The organism is Paenibacillus filicis (genome assembly GCF_038070315.1).
GTDB lineage: Bacteria > Bacillota > Bacilli > Paenibacillales > NBRC-103111 > Paenibacillus_G > Paenibacillus_G filicis.
Genome location: NZ_JBBPCC010000001.1, coordinates 64535 through 81628 on the forward strand (window position 1 = coordinate 64535; position 17094 = coordinate 81628).

At 55.1% G+C, this 17094-nt stretch carries 19 protein-coding genes; 12 read left to right on the plus strand and 7 right to left on the minus strand.

Going from position 1 to position 17094, the window contains the following annotated elements:
- The first annotated feature begins 26 nt into the window (after nt 1-26).
- The 5 genes from WMW72_RS00300 (at nt 27) to WMW72_RS00320 (ending at nt 3863) form a co-directional block, all read left to right on the plus strand.
- Nucleotides 27-749 carry a DUF4247 domain-containing protein gene (locus WMW72_RS00300; RefSeq protein WP_341413407.1) on the plus strand — a complete coding sequence of 241 codons (723 nt, stop codon included), beginning with the start codon at nt 27-29 and terminating at the stop codon, nt 747-749.
- 75 nt (nt 750-824) lie between these two features.
- Nucleotides 825-1658: a YitT family protein gene (locus WMW72_RS00305; RefSeq protein WP_341413408.1), complete on the plus strand. Its 834-nt coding sequence runs from the start codon at nt 825-827 to the stop codon at nt 1656-1658.
- Nucleotides 1659-1686: 28 nt separating this feature from the next.
- The gene (locus WMW72_RS35505; RefSeq protein WP_423227501.1) at nt 1687-2025 is read left to right on the plus strand and encodes a hypothetical protein; all 339 of its coding nucleotides are present in this window, start codon (nt 1687-1689) and stop codon (nt 2023-2025) included.
- Nucleotides 2026-2153: 128 nt separating this feature from the next.
- The gene (tatA, locus tag WMW72_RS00315; protein WP_341413409.1) at nt 2154-2390 is read left to right on the plus strand and encodes a twin-arginine translocase TatA/TatE family subunit; all 237 of its coding nucleotides are present in this window, start codon (nt 2154-2156) and stop codon (nt 2388-2390) included.
- A gap of 297 nt (nt 2391-2687) precedes the next feature.
- Nucleotides 2688-3863, plus strand: a complete 1176-nt coding sequence (locus WMW72_RS00320; protein WP_341413410.1) for a putative glycoside hydrolase — start codon at nt 2688-2690, stop codon at nt 3861-3863.
- A 72-nt stretch (nt 3864-3935) separates the two neighbouring features.
- Here the strand turns inward: WMW72_RS00320 and WMW72_RS00325 are convergent, their stop codons facing one another.
- From WMW72_RS00325 to WMW72_RS00335, 3 genes are all read right to left on the minus strand, one after another.
- Nucleotides 3936-4547 (minus strand): nitroreductase family protein, encoded by a 612-nt coding sequence (locus WMW72_RS00325; RefSeq protein WP_341413411.1) that lies wholly within the window; start codon nt 4545-4547, stop codon nt 3936-3938.
- 166 nt (nt 4548-4713) lie between these two features.
- Complete coding sequence (locus WMW72_RS00330; protein WP_423227505.1) at nt 4714-5412, minus strand: uracil-DNA glycosylase; 699 nt, start codon at nt 5410-5412, stop codon at nt 4714-4716.
- Nucleotides 5413-5435: 23 nt separating this feature from the next.
- Nucleotides 5436-5972, minus strand: a complete 537-nt coding sequence (locus WMW72_RS00335) for an NADPH-dependent FMN reductase (protein ID WP_341413413.1) — start codon at nt 5970-5972, stop codon at nt 5436-5438.
- Nucleotides 5973-6215: 243 nt separating this feature from the next.
- Between WMW72_RS00335 and WMW72_RS00340 the strand changes: the two genes are divergently transcribed.
- A complete protein-coding gene (locus WMW72_RS00340) occupies nt 6216-6662 on the plus strand; it encodes a peroxiredoxin (RefSeq protein WP_341413414.1) in 447 nt (148 codons plus the stop codon).
- 104 nt (nt 6663-6766) lie between these two features.
- Here WMW72_RS00340 and pfkA read toward each other — a convergent pair whose 3' ends face one another.
- From pfkA to WMW72_RS00360, 4 genes are all read right to left on the minus strand, one after another.
- Nucleotides 6767-7732: a 6-phosphofructokinase gene (gene pfkA / locus WMW72_RS00345; protein ID WP_341413415.1), complete on the minus strand. Its 966-nt coding sequence runs from the start codon at nt 7730-7732 to the stop codon at nt 6767-6769.
- Between the two features lie 98 nt (nt 7733-7830).
- Nucleotides 7831-8907: a tetraprenyl-beta-curcumene synthase family protein gene (locus tag WMW72_RS00350; RefSeq protein ID WP_341413416.1), complete on the minus strand. Its 1077-nt coding sequence runs from the start codon at nt 8905-8907 to the stop codon at nt 7831-7833.
- On the minus strand, nt 8894-9499 hold the full coding sequence (locus WMW72_RS00355; protein ID WP_341413417.1) for a hypothetical protein: 606 nt from the start codon (nt 9497-9499) through the stop codon (nt 8894-8896). Before WMW72_RS00355 ends, WMW72_RS00350 begins: the two co-directional genes overlap by 14 nt.
- A gap of 62 nt (nt 9500-9561) precedes the next feature.
- Nucleotides 9562-9879 carry a hypothetical protein gene (locus WMW72_RS00360; RefSeq protein WP_341413418.1) on the minus strand — a complete coding sequence of 106 codons (318 nt, stop codon included), beginning with the start codon at nt 9877-9879 and terminating at the stop codon, nt 9562-9564.
- A 304-nt stretch (nt 9880-10183) separates the two neighbouring features.
- Between WMW72_RS00360 and WMW72_RS00365 the strand changes: the two genes are divergently transcribed.
- The 6 genes from WMW72_RS00365 (at nt 10184) to WMW72_RS00390 (ending at nt 16954) form a co-directional block, all read left to right on the plus strand.
- Nucleotides 10184-11551 (plus strand): multi antimicrobial extrusion protein MatE, encoded by a 1368-nt coding sequence (locus WMW72_RS00365; protein WP_341413419.1) that lies wholly within the window; start codon nt 10184-10186, stop codon nt 11549-11551.
- Between the two features lies 1 nt (nt 11552).
- On the plus strand, nt 11553-12743 hold the full coding sequence (locus WMW72_RS00370) for an MFS transporter (protein ID WP_341413420.1): 1191 nt from the start codon (nt 11553-11555) through the stop codon (nt 12741-12743).
- A 204-nt stretch (nt 12744-12947) separates the two neighbouring features.
- Entirely contained in the window at nt 12948-13640 is a 693-nt protein-coding gene (locus WMW72_RS00375; RefSeq protein ID WP_341413421.1) for an ABC transporter ATP-binding protein, read from the plus strand.
- The gene (locus WMW72_RS00380) at nt 13637-15016 is read left to right on the plus strand and encodes an ABC transporter permease (RefSeq protein WP_341413422.1); all 1380 of its coding nucleotides are present in this window, start codon (nt 13637-13639) and stop codon (nt 15014-15016) included. The genes WMW72_RS00375 and WMW72_RS00380 overlap by 4 nt, the downstream gene beginning before the upstream one ends.
- 27 nt (nt 15017-15043) lie before the next feature.
- Entirely contained in the window at nt 15044-16132 is a 1089-nt protein-coding gene (locus WMW72_RS00385; RefSeq protein ID WP_341413423.1) for an efflux RND transporter periplasmic adaptor subunit, read from the plus strand.
- A gap of 153 nt (nt 16133-16285) precedes the next feature.
- Nucleotides 16286-16954, plus strand: a complete 669-nt coding sequence (locus WMW72_RS00390) for a nitroreductase family protein (RefSeq protein ID WP_341413424.1) — start codon at nt 16286-16288, stop codon at nt 16952-16954.
- Nucleotides 16955-17094 lie beyond the last annotated feature (140 nt).

A 17094-nucleotide genomic window follows, 5' to 3' on the forward strand; every position in this document is an offset into this window, starting at 1 on the left:
AGCTACGCAGGAGGTGAGTTCGCGACATGAAACATATTTCCAAATGGATAGCCGTGCTGCTGGTATTCACACTGCTGGCGGGCTGCGGCGATTCCGGCAATTTTATTAAGGATAACTATTCCCTCGTTGACGTTCAGGGCAATGGCAAAAGCACGTCAAAAATATATGAGGTCCAAGGCAAGGATGTACCGACCGTCGCCAAGGAGCTAGCCGCACAGGAGAAGCCGAAGGAGACCAGCAAAGAGTCCCAGGAGCGGATGTTCCTGGTCTACGACAATAAAATCGTCCACGTCCAGAAGGACCCGGATCATGAAAATACGACCATTGTTGAGTTGGACTCAGTCCAATATGCGAAGGAGAATTACAGCTCCTCCTTCCTGCAAGGGTATATCACGGCCTCCCTGCTTCAGTCCCTGTTCGGAGGAGGTTGGTTCAATAGCAGCCGCGGCACGGATTACCGGGGATATACGTCCAGCAAACGATATGATGATTATGGCAAGTACCGTTCGGCGCCTTCGCCGAGCACACCGGCGCCACCGTCAAAAACGCCTGCTCAGCAGCAGCCTACAACCTCTGACCGGAAGGGAAGCTTCACAACTTCCCCTACAGCGCCACCTAAGTCAGGCAGCAGCACCGGAGATTCCGTTCGGAGGAGTGACGGATCCAAGCCGACCTACAAGGCTCCTTCATCGGGATCATCGTCAAAACCAAGCACGAGCACACGTTCAGGCTCGTTTAAAAGAAAATAGCTTGTATCTAACTTAAGCTTTCCGCTCAACTGGGCGGAGAGCTTTCCGGCTGTTAGCAGCCTCAGGAGGATGTATATGTCAAAACTGCAGCGCACATGGACCGGCTCCATTCTAATGGCCGTGATCGGCTCGGCCCTGATCGCATCCAGCTTCAATCTGTTTATTATTCCGCATCAGCTGCTTAGCGGCGGCTTATCCGGTATTGCGATGATCGTAGGCTATTTTACCGGCTTCGACATCTCGCTTCTGTTCCTGCTCTTTAACATGCCCGTGCTGATCTGGGGGCTCGTCTCCATCGGCCGGAAATTCATCATTTTGAGCGCGATTGCGGTCGTCCTGACCACCTGGTTCATGCGGCTCGTCCCCGTCATGGCCGTCACGAGCGAACCGATTATGTCCGGCGTAGCCGGAGGCGTGCTGATCGGACTCGGAACCGGCATCGCCATGCGCGGAGGCGGCTCCAGCGGGGGCCTCGATATCATCGCCTCGATCCTGACGCGTAAACGCGACTTTCCGCTGGGTACCGTTCTGTTCGCGCTCAACGGTGTGATAATCGTGCTCCTGGGCTATTTCAAGCAAAATTGGGACCCTGCGCTGTACTCGATGCTCTCCATTTTCATAACGGGCAAGGTTATGGACACGATCCACATCCGGCATCTGAAGGTCACGGTGTTCATCGTAACCCAGAAGGGCGAGCTGCTTCTCTCCAAGATGCAGAAGCTGCAACGGGGCGTAACCGTGATCCAGACAGAGGGTGCATATACGAAGCGGACCCAGCATATGCTGATGACGGTAACCACTCGCTACGAGCTGGCAGACCTCCAGCTGCTCATCCGCAAGTGGGACCCGCAGGCGTTCGTGAATGTGACCGAAACCGTCGGGGTCATGGGATTGTTCCGGCGCAGCTAGCTCCGGCAGGGAGGAGATACCAGCACGATTGCCCGCTGTCATCTTCCTCAGATTATGCTATAATAAAGCCAGCCTTAGTTTCATGCCTTTGCCTTTGCTTTCCCTGTTCTGCCTGTACGGCTCGCAAGTCGCTCCTGATTATCTTATGCACCATATGATGACGGGAAGGGTGATGCTTGTGGAAACGGTGAAGCTTTCAACGATTGTCATGAAATTAACGCCTGAGTTGTATTCATTTCTCAAGCGCCATGAGCTTGAATCCGAGATCGTGCTGCGCAACGGGCTGGCGGCTCTGGAGACGGAAGATGCCATGGAAATTATTCAATACAGCATTTCGGAACATCAAAAAGACGTCCACCTTCATTAAGAAGGGGACGTTTTTTTCTTTTGATTTAAAATTAATGGTTTTGTAATAATTTTGCGTTATGAGAACGCCCAATGTATGGTATGCTAGGAAGTAACAAAACAACCATTTCAATTGTGGAGGGATTCTGAATGGGAGCTTTATCTCCTTGGCATATGATTCTGATTGCAGTCGTACTTTTGTTGTTGTTCGGGCCGAACAAGCTTCCTGAGCTGGGCCGCGGCTTCGGCAAAATGTTCCGTGAATTCAAGGATGCTACGAACGGGAATGCAGCTGCCAGCGCAGAGGAGAAGCGTGAATCGATCGAGGCTCCCAAAGCTGAACTTGTCTCGCCTTCCGAGCCAACCGCTCCAAGCGTCAATAAGTAAGCAGCAGACCGATTTGCTGCCAGCCCATCCGGTCCATGACGGCCGGATGTTTTTTTTATGCATGCCGGAGTGATACCCCTTCATGTCTGCGGGCTATCTGCTCAGGCTCTCTCCCTCTCCTCTCTGGCTCAAGCTGCCGCAAGCTCCCCTCAAATTATTAGCCGATTTCCACATATCTCGCTCTTGTTGCATATATCGGCAAATTCTATCAAAGCTTCTCTATCGAATTACCGGATAGTTTATTATAATAATAGAGTGTGTAAATAATAGAATCACAATCAGCAGGGAGAGACGAGCATGGAACTCATTCTGGCCGCATTCCTTATGGCCTGGGGAGGCGTAAGCGCCGACCACCCCAATGTTACCTTCGAACAGGTGGCTCAAGCATCCGTGGATTCCACGCGTGCCGTAGCTGGAACACCGGCTCCGGACACCTCTGCCGATCCGCTCAAGCCAGCCGCCAAGCTGGACCCGCAGCCGGATGCACCGCAAGTGAAGGGCGTCTATGTAACGGCTCACAGCGCAGGCGGCTCGCGTATGGGTACGCTGCTGAAGCTCATGGACGATACGGAGCTGAACGCGATGGTCATCGACATCAAAGATGACTGGGGATATATCACTTACCAGACCGACAATGAGAAGCTGCAGGCTATGGACACGACGAAAAAGATTATTTCCGACATGCCTAAGCTGATGTCAACGCTGAAAGAACACGACATTTACCCGATTGCCCGCATCGTCGTCTTCAAGGATACGGTGCTGGCCCAGAAACAGCCCGAGCTGTCTTTTGTGAATCCAGACGGCACGCTGTGGGATAACGGCAAGAAACCGGCCGACAGCTTCGTGAATCCCTACCGCAAGGAAGTATGGGATTATAATATCGAAGTCGCCAAGGAAGCCGCCAAAGCGGGCTTCAAAGAAATTCAGTTCGATTACGTCCGGTTCCCCGAAGGATTCGAGAAGCGTGCGGATACCCTGAAGTATGACAAGGATGAGCGGCCCCGGATCGATGCCGTCGCCGGCTTCGTGAAGTATGCCCATGAGCAGCTCGCTCCGCTAGGCGTGCGCGTATCTGTCGATATTTTCGGCTATGCGGCTGCCGTACCGGCTGCGGAAGGAATCGGGCAGGATTTTCAGAAAATCTCGCAAAACGTGGATGTGATCTCGCCGATGATCTACCCGAGTCACTATTCCACCGGCTGGTACGGCTCCAAGGTGCCGGACGCAGCCCCTTATCAGACGATTGCCGGCGCTACCAAGGACACGCATAAGAAGCTGGAGCCGCTGGAGCATCTCAAGCCCGTAATCCGCCCTTGGATACAGGATTTTACCGCCTCCTGGGTGCCTGGCTATATCCGCTACGGCCCCAAGCAGATCGAGGATCAGATTCGTGCGCTGAAGGACAACGGCGTTGAGGAGTTCCTCCTGTGGAACGCTGTCAATACATATACCCCAGGTGTGAATTACAAATAAGTCCACTCATTGGATAAACAAAGACCGGCCCTCCCTAAACGGAAGGCCGGTCTTTGGCATGCCGTACGCCTGTTAGTTGCTTACTTTTCCATCAAACACTACAGAGCTTAACGGCTTGCGCGTATTTGGAATCTCGCGTGCTTGAATCGCCTCAGGCAGCTCGCTCTTATCCCCCTGGTACCCGAGGGAAATGACTGCATGCAGTTCGTAATTAGCCGGAACATTCAACAGTTCGCGAGCCTGCTCACGATCAAATCCGCCGATCGCATGAGTGGACAGCCCCAGCAATGTTGCTTGCAGAGCCAGATGTCCCCATGCCGCTCCGCTGTCAAAGGCATGCGCTCCGTTAGGATCTCCATTCTCTCTGAGCTTGTCAGAGGCTATGAGAATAAGCACAGGCGCTTTGGCCGCCCAGAGCTTATTGAAGTCGCCAAGAAAGCCGCGGAACACCGTCAGCTGTTCGTCCGTCTTGGCTACGATAAACCGCCAAGGCTGGTCATTATACGAGGAAGGAGCCCAATGAGCCGCCTCCAGAACCGTCGTCAAATCTTCATCCGACACTTGTTGATCGGAGTACGCGCGGGGCGACCACCGATTCAGGAACAGAGGAGTTACGCCAGCTTCCGAATTTCGGTGTCCTTTTACTTCCTCGGACAGTTGATCAACGATAGATGTAGTGCTCATCTAAAACACACCTTTCATATATGAATTGTTTGATATAATCATAGCATTGTCTCTGCCCCTTGGAAAGTAAAATTTTTATGATAAGCAAGGCTAGCGCAAAGAAGCAGCCTTTGTGGCTGCTTCTACTTCTAAGCTTCCTGCGTAAGCTTCCGCTCACCGCCTAGTATCAGCGGCTTGGCGATCTTCGGGGGATGCCCAGATCAGGAAGCTGCCAATCGATCGGCTCACTGCCGATGCTAGACAGAAATGCATTCGTCTGTGAATAAGGCTTGCTGCCGAAAAATCCGCGATGGGACGACAGCGGACTCGGATGGACGCTGCGCAGTATATGATGGCGCTTGTTCGTGATGAGCTGCATCTTGGCCTGGGCATGACTTCCCCAGAGTATAAACACAATCGGCTTCTCCCGCTCGTTCAGCAGGGAGATGATGCAATCCGTGAATCGTTCCCAGCCGCGTCCCTTATGCGAGTTGGCAGCGCCTTCCCGCACGGTCAGCACCGTATTGAGCAGCAGCACGCCCTGATCGCTCCACGGGATGAGGCAGCCATTGTCCGGCAGTTGGCAGCCCAGGTCGTCGCGAAGCTCCTTGAGCATATTCTGCAGCGATGGCGGAGCCGGGACACCCGGCTTAACCGAGAAGCTGAGCCCATGAGCCTGCCCGGCTCCATGATACGGGTCCTGCCCGAGAATAACGGCCTTCACTCCGTGATAAGGCGTATGCCGCAGAGCATTGTAGATATCGTGCATGTCAGGAAATATCGTCTGCGTCGCATACTCGCTTTTTAAAAATTCCCGCAACTCGAGGTAGTAGGGCTGCTGAAACTCCTCCTTCAGCAGCTCCTCCCAATCGTTTGCCAGATTCACCGCCACAATTCCCTCTCCCCTTATTACGAATGACGCAGCTTCTCCGTCATCTGTACGAAATATTGAACGGTACGCAGAATACGCTCGCGCGTCTTCGCATCCTCCGGCTCTCCCTCCGCTGTGAACGTACGCTGAGCCCCCCCGATGGAGATCCATTCCGAGCAGTTCACCCCGTGCACATTGCGCACGATCGTCTGCAGCTGCTGCAGCGAGCTGACGCCGACCGCTCCGCCTGCCGAAGACATGGCAAGCACCGGCTTTCCGTCAAACTGGTCGAAGCCCGTGAAATCCAGCGCATTCTTCAATACCCCGGACAAGCTCCCATGAAACTCAGGCGTAGCCAGCACGATCGCATCGGCCCCGTTCAAAGCTTCCTTCCAGGCCTGCACGCTCTCGCCTACCTGCTCATCATCTGCGCAATAAAAAGGGAGCGGCTTCTCATACAGATCGTACAGCTCTACCTGTACACCTCTCTCCGTCAATACTTTTTCCACATAGCGGCAAAGCTTGGTACTCGTCGCCTCGCGCCGGTTGCTTCCTGCTACAATTGTAATCTTCATCTCTAAAGCACCTCCGCTAACATCTCTTCGTAGTAGTCGTATGTATGCCGTTGCATGCGCAACGGACTGCATACCCATCCTATCGAATTCACGCTCGTATAGCAAGTATTCCTAGCAACCTCTGCTAGCAAAATTCGCCTTGTTGCTGAGCTTTCCTCAGGTCACGTACAATGGAATCACGCACAATAGAAATAGGCAACATAGAAAAATTACCCTGCAAGGGGTCAAAAGGAGGAAATGTGCATGCTTACAGCCGGCACTCCCGCTCCCGCATTTACCGCCGAGAGCACGAAAGGCCCAATCCAGCTCGATCAGTATCTGGGGAAACAGCCAATTGTACTGATCTTCTATCCGAAGGATGAGACACCGATATGCACGAAGCAGCTCTGCGCCGTACGGGATTCCAAAGCGCAATACGCCGAATTCGGAGCGCTCGTCCTGGGCATCAACCCCGGTTCGCTTGAGGAGCATCAAGCTTTCTCGCGCAAGTTTCAGTACGACTTCCCGCTCGTCAGCGATGCGGACCAGTCCATCCGCCAAGCCTACGATGTCGGCCAGACGCTATTCGGCTTGCTCGGCCAGCAGCGGATCGTTTACGTCATCGGAAGCAGCGGCCGGATCGCATACGCGGCCAAGGGCAACAGGCCCACGTCCGAGCTGCTGGAGGCCCTGCGTCATGCACAGTCGTAACCGCCCGTGACGATCTCCATCCTGCACGCCCGTTCACGCAAAAAAGCGGAGCTTCCGTTAAAGAAAGCTCCGCTTGGAGGAAGATCTGTCAAGCAAGCGTTCGGCTATTGCGATAACCGTTTGGCCAGTTCGTACAGATCCATATTGAATTCCTTCTTGGAATTGACGACTTTATCGATGTCCGTGAGCACCAGCTCACCCTTGATAATGCCCACACCCTTGCCCGATTCGCCCTCGATCAGCTTACGTACGGCAAAATCCCCAAGGTTGCTGGCCAGAATACGGTCGTTATGCGTCGGGGCTCCGCCGCGTTGGATATGGCCCAGCACGGTAACGCGAGGCTCGATTCCGTTGCGGTCCGTAATTCCCTTCGCAATATCCTCACCCTTGCCGACACCCTCAGCGACGATGACGATACTGTGGCGCTTGCCAAGCGCGAAGTTCTCAGACATGCGGCTGGCGATCTCATCGAGATCGAACGGAACCTCTGGCACCAGGATCGTTTCGGCTCCACTGGCAAGACCCGCGTACAGCGCGATGTCTCCGCAATGTCGACCCATGACTTCCACGACCGAGGAACGCTCGTGAGAGCTCATCGTGTCGCGGATCTTGTTGATCGCATCGACGACGATGCTGACCGCCGTATCGAACCCGATCGTCAGATCCGTGAACGGAATGTCATTGTCGATCGTTCCCGGCAAGCCCATCGTTTTGATCCCGAGCTTGCTCAGCTTATTCGCCCCTTGGTAAGAGCCGTCGCCACCGATGACCACCAGACCGTCGATGCCGCGCTTGCGCAAGTTATCTGCGCCGAGCTGCTGGCCTTCCGGCGTCATGAATTCCTTACATCGAGCCGTTTGCAGAATCGTGCCGCCCCGCTGGATGATGTCCCCTACGCTCCGCAAATCCATCTCACGGATATCGTCATTGATCAGACCGGCATAGCCGCGTTGAACAGCGAACACCTCCAGACCGTGGTACAGGCCGCTCCTCACAACCGCACGTACGGCTGCGTTCATTCCCTGGGAGTCGCCGCCACTGGTTAATACGGCAATTTTTTTGACTGTCATGCTGATTTCCTCCTTAATCGTCGTGCCCTGTTTCTAGTGCTTCTCTCTATATGTAACTTCAAGAACAACTTGTCATAAGTCAAAGATTCGCCTACAGCCTAGCTCGTCTTGCGAATCCAGACACTGTTTACCAGGAAAAATAACCGCATCAGAGGGCTGCCCTTCATCAGACGCCGGGAAATCCGCTTGACCTCCTGCTGCCTGCTGACCTTCGGATCGGATAGATAAAGCGCCAGCAGCCCTTCGATAATCATGCGGTGAAAAGCCGGATGATCGAGCTGCTCCGATCTGCGCTTCGCTTCCTCCACGATGGCGGCTATGCGGTCGACCGTCGCATCCATACTGTCGTAGTAGCTGCAGAAATTCAGATCTCCGCCCGCCAAATCCTCCTCCTGGTCGATCAGGTAATCGAGCAGGATATGAAGGGCGCATACGTAGGGAAAATACGCTTCGCGAATCGCTTCGACCGTTCCGTCCCGCAATCCCGTATCGGAAGCAGCCAGAAATAGCATGAATACGCCGAGCGTAGAGCCCGTTGCCGCCGCGAACTCGTTCCATTGTATGGCAGGAAACCGTCCCTGGTGAACACTCCACCACGACAATAGCGCTTCCTCCCGCAAATCCTTGCGGATATGCTTGTACACCTGCAAATCCGCATACAAGCCCACGAGTTCTCGGACGTCAGATGCTACAAGCCCATACGAGGGCAGCAGCCGGATCGACGCCTGGCAGGTCTTGACCAGTTCGTTCAGATAGCCGGCATCCTCCCGCTCCTCGCGGAATTCATAGTAATCGTGCAGGGGCTCGGCCGGATCGACCGCATCCAGCATCGACTGATGCAGCCTGCGGAAATCCTCGGGATCGAGCGATGTGCTGCGGTCGCATAGATTATCCAGATAATCGCTGATCGTCTGGAACGCCACGATCAGCGGGATCAGTACGTGACGCATCGACGGGTTCGCAGTTGCATAGACAGCTCCGCCGATGCAATGAAATTCCTTGGAAGTCATGCTGTCGATGGCCTGCTTGCGCAGCTCCGCATCCGGCATCGCCTCCGCCTTCTCGCGCCAGTCGCCGAGCTGCTCGCGAACCTCCGGCAATACATACCGGTATACCCTCGTGATCAAGCCCAGAGGTCCGCGCGGAACAACTGCGCTTCCTTTAGCGGCGCTCACGCCAGGTTCCTTCTCCGCCGCTTTGCGTATAGCAATGCTGCAGCAAAGTATGCATCTCGGCCACTTGCAGATCCATCAGCCATTGCTCCACGCGTTCATTACGCACGCGCGTCACCTGCAGCTCTACCAGTCCGTTGAACCCGACAGGATCGAAACGCCCGTCCTCCGTCCACGCCTCAAGCTTGCCCGCGAACGAGGGACTGCCGAAACAATCCTCTCCGGTCTCTACCAGTTTCTCCCTGATAAGGCTCGTCCATGCCTCCTGTGCAGGATGGCCTCCAGCCATCCGGAACCAGTACGAGGCATTGGGGTAATCACCCTCCATGCGGTGCATGACCCCATGCCAATAGCTGCCTTCCCTGCTGTGAAGGGATTGCGACAACTCGTGGGACTCCTCCAGACTTTCATTCAGCAGCAGCAGACCCGCCTTCACCGCGAGCGCATAGCTGCGATGTTCGCCGGCAAATCCGTCCACAGGAATTTTGGCAATCTTCAAGCTTGTCAAATCGTCCAGTTCTTCCATCGGATACAAGGAAGGGCGATGCTGGGCAAGCTGTGCGGCGATCCGGCCGAAGCTCTCACTCCAACTCAAGATTCTAACCTCCCGGTTCAACGCTTATAGTCATCTTTCACCTGGTTCGTCCATGTTTAGTGTTAGTGATGAGCGGCGCGGACGTCCATATCCTGGTTCACACGGAACCACAGATGGAGCTCGTTAATCGTGCTTGCCAGATCAGCGATCTCACTATTCAGCCGGCATGAGGTCACGAAGTCATCTTCGACATTCAACTGCTCCTGCTTGACAATAATGACCTGCTCAATCTGCTTAACCCGATCCGGGATCGTACCGCGTATTTCTTCCCACCTGAGCAGGATAGCCGCCTGCTCCGCGTCCGTGTAGGATTCGAATTCCCGGGGAAACTGGGGCACCAGAATGCCTAGCCGCCCGTCCCACACAAAAACATCGGTCATGCGCATGCACCACCTTTTCTCGCTCTGACATCTGAGTTCTGCCCAAGGCGCGCACGCTTTCTTGCCCACATTCAGAAAGCTCCGGTTCAGCTGCAGCGTCCGCGACACGGAAAGCATCCGGTTCGGCATGCCCAGCTGCCGGTAAATAGGGTCTGGCTTTTTTTGCGAAGTGGCCCCGGTCAGGAGCTTTCTTATTAATGTAACAGAAACGGGACTTGCGTTCCAGTGGGAAGGCAAATTTTTATCCCCTTTCCTCCTCCTGTTCGTGCTATAATGTGAGAACTGTGTGAAAAGAGGGACCGCTATGAGTGAACCAGCACATCAACGCATATCGTTCGGACAACTGCTTGCATTTTTTCTGCCGCTTGGCATCTCGGCAAGCCTTGTCACCATTTCTCATGTTATCATCAACAGTACGCTCGCGCGTTCGGCGCACCCGGAAATCATCATTGCCAGCTACGCCCTGCCTATGAGCATTCTGGGCATTACGGAACGACCGGCCGTCCTGCTAAGGCAGACGTGCTCCGCCCTGGTTCGCGACCGCATCTCCTTCCGGGCGATGTCCATCGTGAGCCTATACGTGCTGGGCTCGATCTTCGCCATAGGGCTGGCCATCAGCTACTCGCCGCTCGGACCCTGGCTGTTTACCGGGGTGTTCGGAGCTGAAGAAAGCATGATCGCCCCTATGATGGATGTGTTTCGCATTCTGATGTTCGTCAGCATCTTCTCGGGCATACGCTGTCTGTTCCATGGCATCATTATCTCCAACATGCGCACCAAGTGGCTCACCATCGGGATGGGGATTCGGCTGGTGGCGATGTACCTGGTCTCGCTCTACTTTATACATACGGGCGTCACTAGCGGAAGAGTGGGAGCCATCATCTTCCTCGTCGGCATGGTCATCGAAGCTATCGTCAGTGTCTGGGAGGGAAGGTCGCTGCTGAAGCACCATATTCCCGAGAAGAAGGCCGAACATCCGGTCGAACGGCCCGGACAAATATTTGGCTTCTACAAGCCTTTGCTGTATTCGTCCATCATTGCGATTATCGCTTCTCCAGCTATCAATGCCTTTCTGGGCAAGACGAATGACATTCAGCTCTCCATCGCGGCCTTCGCCATTGCGGCCAGCCTGACGAATCTGGTCACCAGCTTTTTCTCTTACGTGCACCAGATCGTATTGAACTTTTACCGCAAGGATGCAGCAACCGTCGTTCGCTTCGCTGTCATGGTCTCCTGTCTGCCTACGCTGCTGCTCGCCCTGCTCTCCTACACGTCAGCAGGCCCTTGGTTTATGGAGCATGTGATGGGTGTCAATGAACGGCTGATGAACGCCAGCCTCTCGACGCTGCGCGTCTTCATGCTGCTTACGCTGATCTTCCCGTGGCTGGACTTCGGCAATGGCATGCTCATGCTGCGAAGACAGACGAAAACCATGGTATGGTCACAGGCTGCAAACGTGTGCACGACACTGATCGTTCTCTTGGTCTGCATCTTGCTGACACCAGGCTGGAATAGCGTGATCGGCGCACTCGCACAATCCCTGGGACTCGCAGCAGAGGCTTCTGTCGTCTGGCTGATCCTGAGAGCCGCCAAACGTTCGGGGCTTGATCCTGCAGCGTTCGGCTCCTCCTCCCGCAAAGCGGGTAATTCCATGACAGAATCGAGTGATTAACATGCGTTCAAAAGCGCCAGCCATCCCGCGAGAGGATATCATGCTGCGCGGATTTTCCTTTTCTTTCTTTACGATGGTAGCCATCATCTCGTCCTACTTCCCCTTGTACTTCCAGTACAAAGGCTACTCTACGGTGCAGATCGGGCTGCTCTACTCCGTCGGTCCGCTGATCGGGATCGTCTCCAATCTGTTCTGGGGAATCATGAGCGACAAATATCAGACTGTCAAAAAGGTACTGGTGCTGCTCGTGCTCGGCCAGCTGCTGGTCGCCTTCTTTATGTTCCGGATTGACGGCTTCGCCCTGCTGATGGTGCTCATGGCCGCTTTCTTTTTCTTCCAGCAGCCGATGACCTCGATGAACGACAGTCTGATCCTGCTGACCGTGAGCGGCACCAAGAAAAGCTACGCCTCATTCCGCGTCTGGGGCTCCATCGGCTTCGCGACGGCAGCTCTGGTCTTTGGCGAGCTGCTGCGCCATTACGGGGCCGGCTTAACGCCCACGCTGGCGCTCGGCTCGCTCGGCCTGACGCTCGTGCTGGCATCCCTGCTTCGCGATGCCCGGGACCCGCAGTTCAAGCCGCCTGATTTCTCCGGCTTCCTGCCGATTATTACGTCGCGGTCCTTTCTCGCCTTCCTGATTATGCTGCTGATCGTCTCCATCGCCCATCGGATGAATGACGGCTTTCTGGCCCTGTACCTGAAGAGCCTGGGAGCAAGTCCTTCCATAGTCGGCTGGAGCTGGATGGCCTCTGCAGTCAGCGAGATCCCGGTGTTCTTCCTGCTGAGCAAATACGGTCACCGCTACAAGGAGCTGCCTTTGCTCGCGCTCTGCAGCCTGGTGTACGGTGTTCGATTCCTGCTGATGACCTTTGTAGAGAACCCGCTTTGGGTGATTTTGATTCAAATGATGCATTCCGTGTCCTTCGGGATCTTCCTGTTCACGGCGATCCGTTATATTCAGAATGCCATTCCCGACCAGTACCGCTCCAGCGGGCAGGCGGTATTCGCGATGATCTGGGCCGGCCTGGCCGGCTTGCTCAGCGGTACGATCGGCGGCTGGGTATTCAATACGTGGAGCCCTCATGCGATGTACGGCACCGCGTCCGCTCTAGCTTTCGTCGCCCTAATCGGATTTCTGGCCCTACATGCCAGACAATCGGGACCCGCAGGCTCTGACGGATTTCAGTCGTAACCGAGAACATTCCGCAGGCTGCCTGCAGGGTTTAAGTCCCGCCATTCGTCTTATTTAGAGAGGGAATGGAGGGGCTTTTTTTGCCGTACGACAGAACAAAGCCTTAAAGTTTTCTTAATGAGGCGGCTTTTGTGCAACCTCGACGTTTTTCGACCGTCTTTACTTAAAGCACTTATTTTATTTCGCGCGATACGGAGGGGTCACGTGCTTGCGGTAAATCATTTGTCACACAGTTTCAGGAACGGGACCGAGGATACACCGGTCCTCAATCAAATTCACTTCGATGTGGGCAAGGGTGAGATGGTCGCCCTGCTCGGCAGCTCCGGTTCAGGCAAATCGACGCTGCTTAACCTGATGGCCGGTCTGATGAAGCCGACAACGGGCAGCATCCTGATCAATGGCAGCGCGATCGAGAAAATGAATGAGAATCAGCTGGCTGAGTTCCGGCGCTCCCATATCGGCTTTATTTTTCAGTCGTACGAGCTGATTACCCATCTCACTGTACGTGAGAATGTTGAACTGCCGCTGGTCTTCCAGGGGATGAAGCCTAAGCTGCGCCGTGAGAAGGCGATGTCCCTGCTGACCAAGGTGGGTCTAGGCGAGAAAACCGAGATGTTTCCCTCCCAGCTCTCCGGCGGGCAGCAGCAGCGGGTCAGTATTGCCCGCTCGCTCGTCACCATGCCGACAATTGTGTTCGCGGACGAGCCTACAGGCAATCTGGATACGAAGACGGAGAAGGAAATTATCGATCTGCTGATCGAGCTGAACGAAACGCTGGGTTTGACTTTCGTCATCGTCACCCATGAACTGGAGGTCGCCCGGCGGACACAGCGGGTCATTCAACTTCGCGACGGCTACTTGGTGGAAGATGGGGCATGGGCGGGTGAGGACGAATGAAGCTTAGGGATTATGTTCGGCTAGGCTGGGACCAGCTGAAGCGGAGGGTTGTCGTCACCCTGCTCTGCGCGATGGGGATTGCCATCGGCTCCGCCTCCATCATCGTCGCCCTGTCGTTCGGCGAATCCATCAACCAATTCAGCAAGCAGCAGATGTACGAATTCCTCAAGTCGGACGAAATCTCCGTCAGGGCGGGCAGCGGGCCGGAGTCTCAGGCATCGGGAGATCCCAATGCGGCCAAGCCGTATGAGCTCACCAAGTCGAAGATCGACATCATGCGCAACTTTCCTCATATCAAGGCGCTGTCAACTTACCGGACCTTGAACAGCTTTAACTTGAAGCTCGATACGAAGGAAGGCAATCTGTATGAGATTTACGCCACCGAGCTCGATACCTTGGGCGATTTTGGCGTGGAACTGCAGCAGGGAGGCCCGTCTGAGCTCGAGAATACGATTATTCTCAGCTACGGCGCCACCATGGGATTGCGGGATGAGCTGGCTTCCAGACAGCCTGTCTCTTATCAGAATGAGCAGGAGGCCAGAGAGGCTTGGCGTATTCAGAGAACCATTACCCTGCCCATGTATCAGAAGATGGTAACGCTGGTCCCTCAGCGTTTCGGCGAATACGGCAGCGATGGCACAGGAATCCCTGTACGGGTTGTCGGTATCCTGAAGAAGCCGGAGGGATTGTCCGATGAGATGATCAGCAACCAGAAAATCGCCTATGTCTCTCCTGCTCTGGGGAAAAGGCTCTACGACGCCCAGCTCGAAACGAATGGTGGCAAGCCGCGGCCTGGCAGAGATGGAGAAGCATCCGCGAACGCCGAATTCGATATGATCAAGCTTAAGCTCACCGACAGCTCTCATGTCAAGGAAGTGGAGGGCTTGCTCCAGAAGCTGAAGGTCAGCGTGGAAACTAACCTTCACCGGGAGGAGCAGATCCAATCTCAGCTTACGATCGTCCGGATCATCTTTGGCGGAGCCGGTCTGTTCATCCTGTTCGTAGCTTCGATCTCGATCGTCGTGGCGATGACGATGTCCACCTATCAGCGCCGGCGCCAGATCGGGATTATGAAGGTACTGGGCGCCAACCTGGGCCAGATCCGCAATATGTTTATGGTCGAATCGGCGCTGCTCGGTCTGCTGGGAGGCCTGGTCGGAATTCTCACCTCATACTGGGTCATATGGGCCATCAACATCGTGATCATGAAGTTTGCTGGCAACTCCGGACCAAGCTCAGACGAAGTCCTGTTCATCAGTCCCTGGATATTGCCGCTGGGTCTGTTCTTCGCCATTATGACCGGCGTACTATCTGGCATTTACCCGGCCGTGAAGGCTTCGCGCACCGATGCGCTGACGGCCATCAAGCGGGATTAATCGACTATACATAGGGGAGTTATGACGATGAAGAAAAAGAAATGGCTGATCGCCGTCTCCGCCGTCGTGGTGGTCGGCGTAACCGGACTGTTATATTGGCAGAGCCGTCCGGTTGACCGCAGCAAGCAGAATACGATGCAAACCGCCAATGCGCTGAAGTTCCAAGCGGTCCGCGAAGATTTGACCAGTACCGTGGAGGTCAAGGGCAAATCCTCCTACCGTCAGGAGACCTATATCAACGCTCCCTTCGCTAGCGACGTCAAGTCTTGGGTGGTGAAGGAAGGCCAGCAGGTGAAGAAGGATGACGTGCTGTTCAAGCTCGTCGATACGACGCTGCGTAATGAGATTGCCGAGCTGCAAGCCTCCGCCCGCAAGCAGGAGATGGAAATCCGTCTGGGCGAGTTTCAGGCGAACCTCGCAACGCAGAACACCGATCCGAGCGGGATCTCCGAGACGGATGCCAAGCAGCGCTTTGCGCAGAATGAGAGCCGGAAGATTCAAGAGGAAGTCGCCCGATTGAACCTGGAGCATGCCCGTACCCAGCTTACGGAGAAATCCGAGAAGCTGAACGCCGCCCAGTTCCCGGCGCCGGAGAACGGCATCTTCCTATTCGATGCGGTCAAAGAACCCAAAAACGTCAAGGAAGGCGAACGGATCGGTAAAATCGTCGATCTGACCCAGCTTCAGCTCCTCGCTTCGGTCGGTGAGTATGACTTATTCCGGCTGAGTGAAGGCATGCCCGTTGAAGTCCGTGTAGACGCCTTGAAGGGCATGAAGCTGCAAGGCAAGGTGGAGCGTCTCTCCAAGTTCGCCAAGGGCAGCAGCGATGGCTCCAGCAGCGGAGCAGCGCAATTCGAGGTCGTGATCTCGCTGGAGCCCAACGAAAAGCTGATCGCAGGACTTAGCCTGACCGCCTCCATCCAGACCGCCAAGAAGAGCGGCGCGCTGACCCTTTCAACGCTGGCTATACAGCGCGATAAGGACGAGTACTACGTGATGCTGGAGACGTCACCGGGCAATCTGGAGAAGCGCGTCGTCAAAATCGGGGTGGAAACGCCGGACAAGACGGAGATCTTGGAAGGTCTGAACGAAGGCGACACGGTGGTCATTCAGTAGAAGCACACAGTTCTGTTTGTTATTTTCCGCTCAGGCCGTTATAATTAATAGTAGTTTTAGCACCAAGTCCTAAATGACTCGAGGCCTGGCCGTCCGTTGCGGTTCAGCCGCGTGTCCGGTCTTGGCGCAAGCATGGAGAGGATGGAATCACACATGACCGAAGCAACAAGCACGCTCGCCTACGATGAATTCAAAACGATACTGCTGGACCGCCGCAGCGTCCGCAAATACAAAAATGACCCCGTATCCGTTGAGGATATTCAGGAGCTGATCGATTGCGCCCGTTATGCGCCGAGCGATACCAACTCGCAAACCTGGGAGTTCATCGCCATCACAAACCGCGACAAGATCAAGGAAATTGAAGCCATCACCTGGGAAGAGCTGCATAAGCGGGCCGGTGAAGCCGAAGAGAGAGGCTTGTCCAAAGAAGCCCGCCTGCTCACCAAGTCCTTCGGACCTTACGCGACGGCATTTTCTCAGGCTCCCGTCTTGATCGTATGTTTGGCTACGCCATACCAATCCAAATTCCGCGACCGGATCTTCGATCCGGTCCAGCTCGTTCCCGATCATGTCTGGGACGAGGAAGGCATCAAGAGCAGCTGCCTGGCCTCGCAGAACCTGATGCTTGCCGCTCACGCCCGCGGCTTGGGCACATGCCCGATGACCGGTCCGGTGCTGCTCGCCCAGGATCGGCTCCGCACCTATCTGGACATCCGCCCGGAATGCCAGATTAATATGGTCATCGCCCTCGGCCATCCCGAGGAGCGTCCTTCCCGCTTGCCACGCAAGCCCGTCGAGGATATTCTGCGGATCATCGACTAGGCGTCCGGTCGTACAACCCCTAGGGAAGACACCTACCGCCGGCTTGACACCTGGCAATGGCATCTTGTATAGTTCAGTTATAGCTTCATAAACGACCGCTTACGATGGAAGCACCCGTAAGTGAAGGCATCCTGCCTTCC

What these genes read in the sequence shown, in the direction of transcription:
- WMW72_RS00340 (WP_341413414.1), top strand. Translation starts at nt 6,216, where the DNA reads ATGCTTACAGCCGGCACTCCCGCTCCCGCATTTACCGCCGAGAGCACG.
- pfkA (WP_341413415.1), bottom strand. Translation starts at nt 7,732, where the DNA reads ATGACAGTCAAAAAAATTGCCGTATTAACCAGTGGCGGCGACTCCCAG.
- WMW72_RS00365 (WP_341413419.1), top strand. Translation starts at nt 10,184, where the DNA reads ATGAGTGAACCAGCACATCAACGCATATCGTTCGGACAACTGCTTGCA.
- WMW72_RS00325 (WP_341413411.1), bottom strand. Translation starts at nt 4,547, where the DNA reads ATGAGCACTACATCTATCGTTGATCAACTGTCCGAGGAAGTAAAAGGA.
- WMW72_RS00360 (WP_341413418.1), bottom strand. Translation starts at nt 9,879, where the DNA reads ATGACCGATGTTTTTGTGTGGGACGGGCGGCTAGGCATTCTGGTGCCC.
- WMW72_RS00385 (WP_341413423.1), top strand. Translation starts at nt 15,044, where the DNA reads ATGAAGAAAAAGAAATGGCTGATCGCCGTCTCCGCCGTCGTGGTGGTC.
- WMW72_RS00305 (WP_341413408.1), top strand. Translation starts at nt 825, where the DNA reads ATGTCAAAACTGCAGCGCACATGGACCGGCTCCATTCTAATGGCCGTG.
- WMW72_RS00335 (WP_341413413.1), bottom strand. Translation starts at nt 5,972, where the DNA reads ATGAAGATTACAATTGTAGCAGGAAGCAACCGGCGCGAGGCGACGAGT.
- WMW72_RS00300 (WP_341413407.1), top strand. Translation starts at nt 27, where the DNA reads ATGAAACATATTTCCAAATGGATAGCCGTGCTGCTGGTATTCACACTG.
- WMW72_RS00380 (WP_341413422.1), top strand. Translation starts at nt 13,637, where the DNA reads ATGAAGCTTAGGGATTATGTTCGGCTAGGCTGGGACCAGCTGAAGCGG.
- tatA (WP_341413409.1), top strand. Translation starts at nt 2,154, where the DNA reads ATGGGAGCTTTATCTCCTTGGCATATGATTCTGATTGCAGTCGTACTT.
- WMW72_RS00320 (WP_341413410.1), top strand. Translation starts at nt 2,688, where the DNA reads ATGGAACTCATTCTGGCCGCATTCCTTATGGCCTGGGGAGGCGTAAGC.
- WMW72_RS00390 (WP_341413424.1), top strand. Translation starts at nt 16,286, where the DNA reads ATGACCGAAGCAACAAGCACGCTCGCCTACGATGAATTCAAAACGATA.
- WMW72_RS00370 (WP_341413420.1), top strand. Translation starts at nt 11,553, where the DNA reads ATGCGTTCAAAAGCGCCAGCCATCCCGCGAGAGGATATCATGCTGCGC.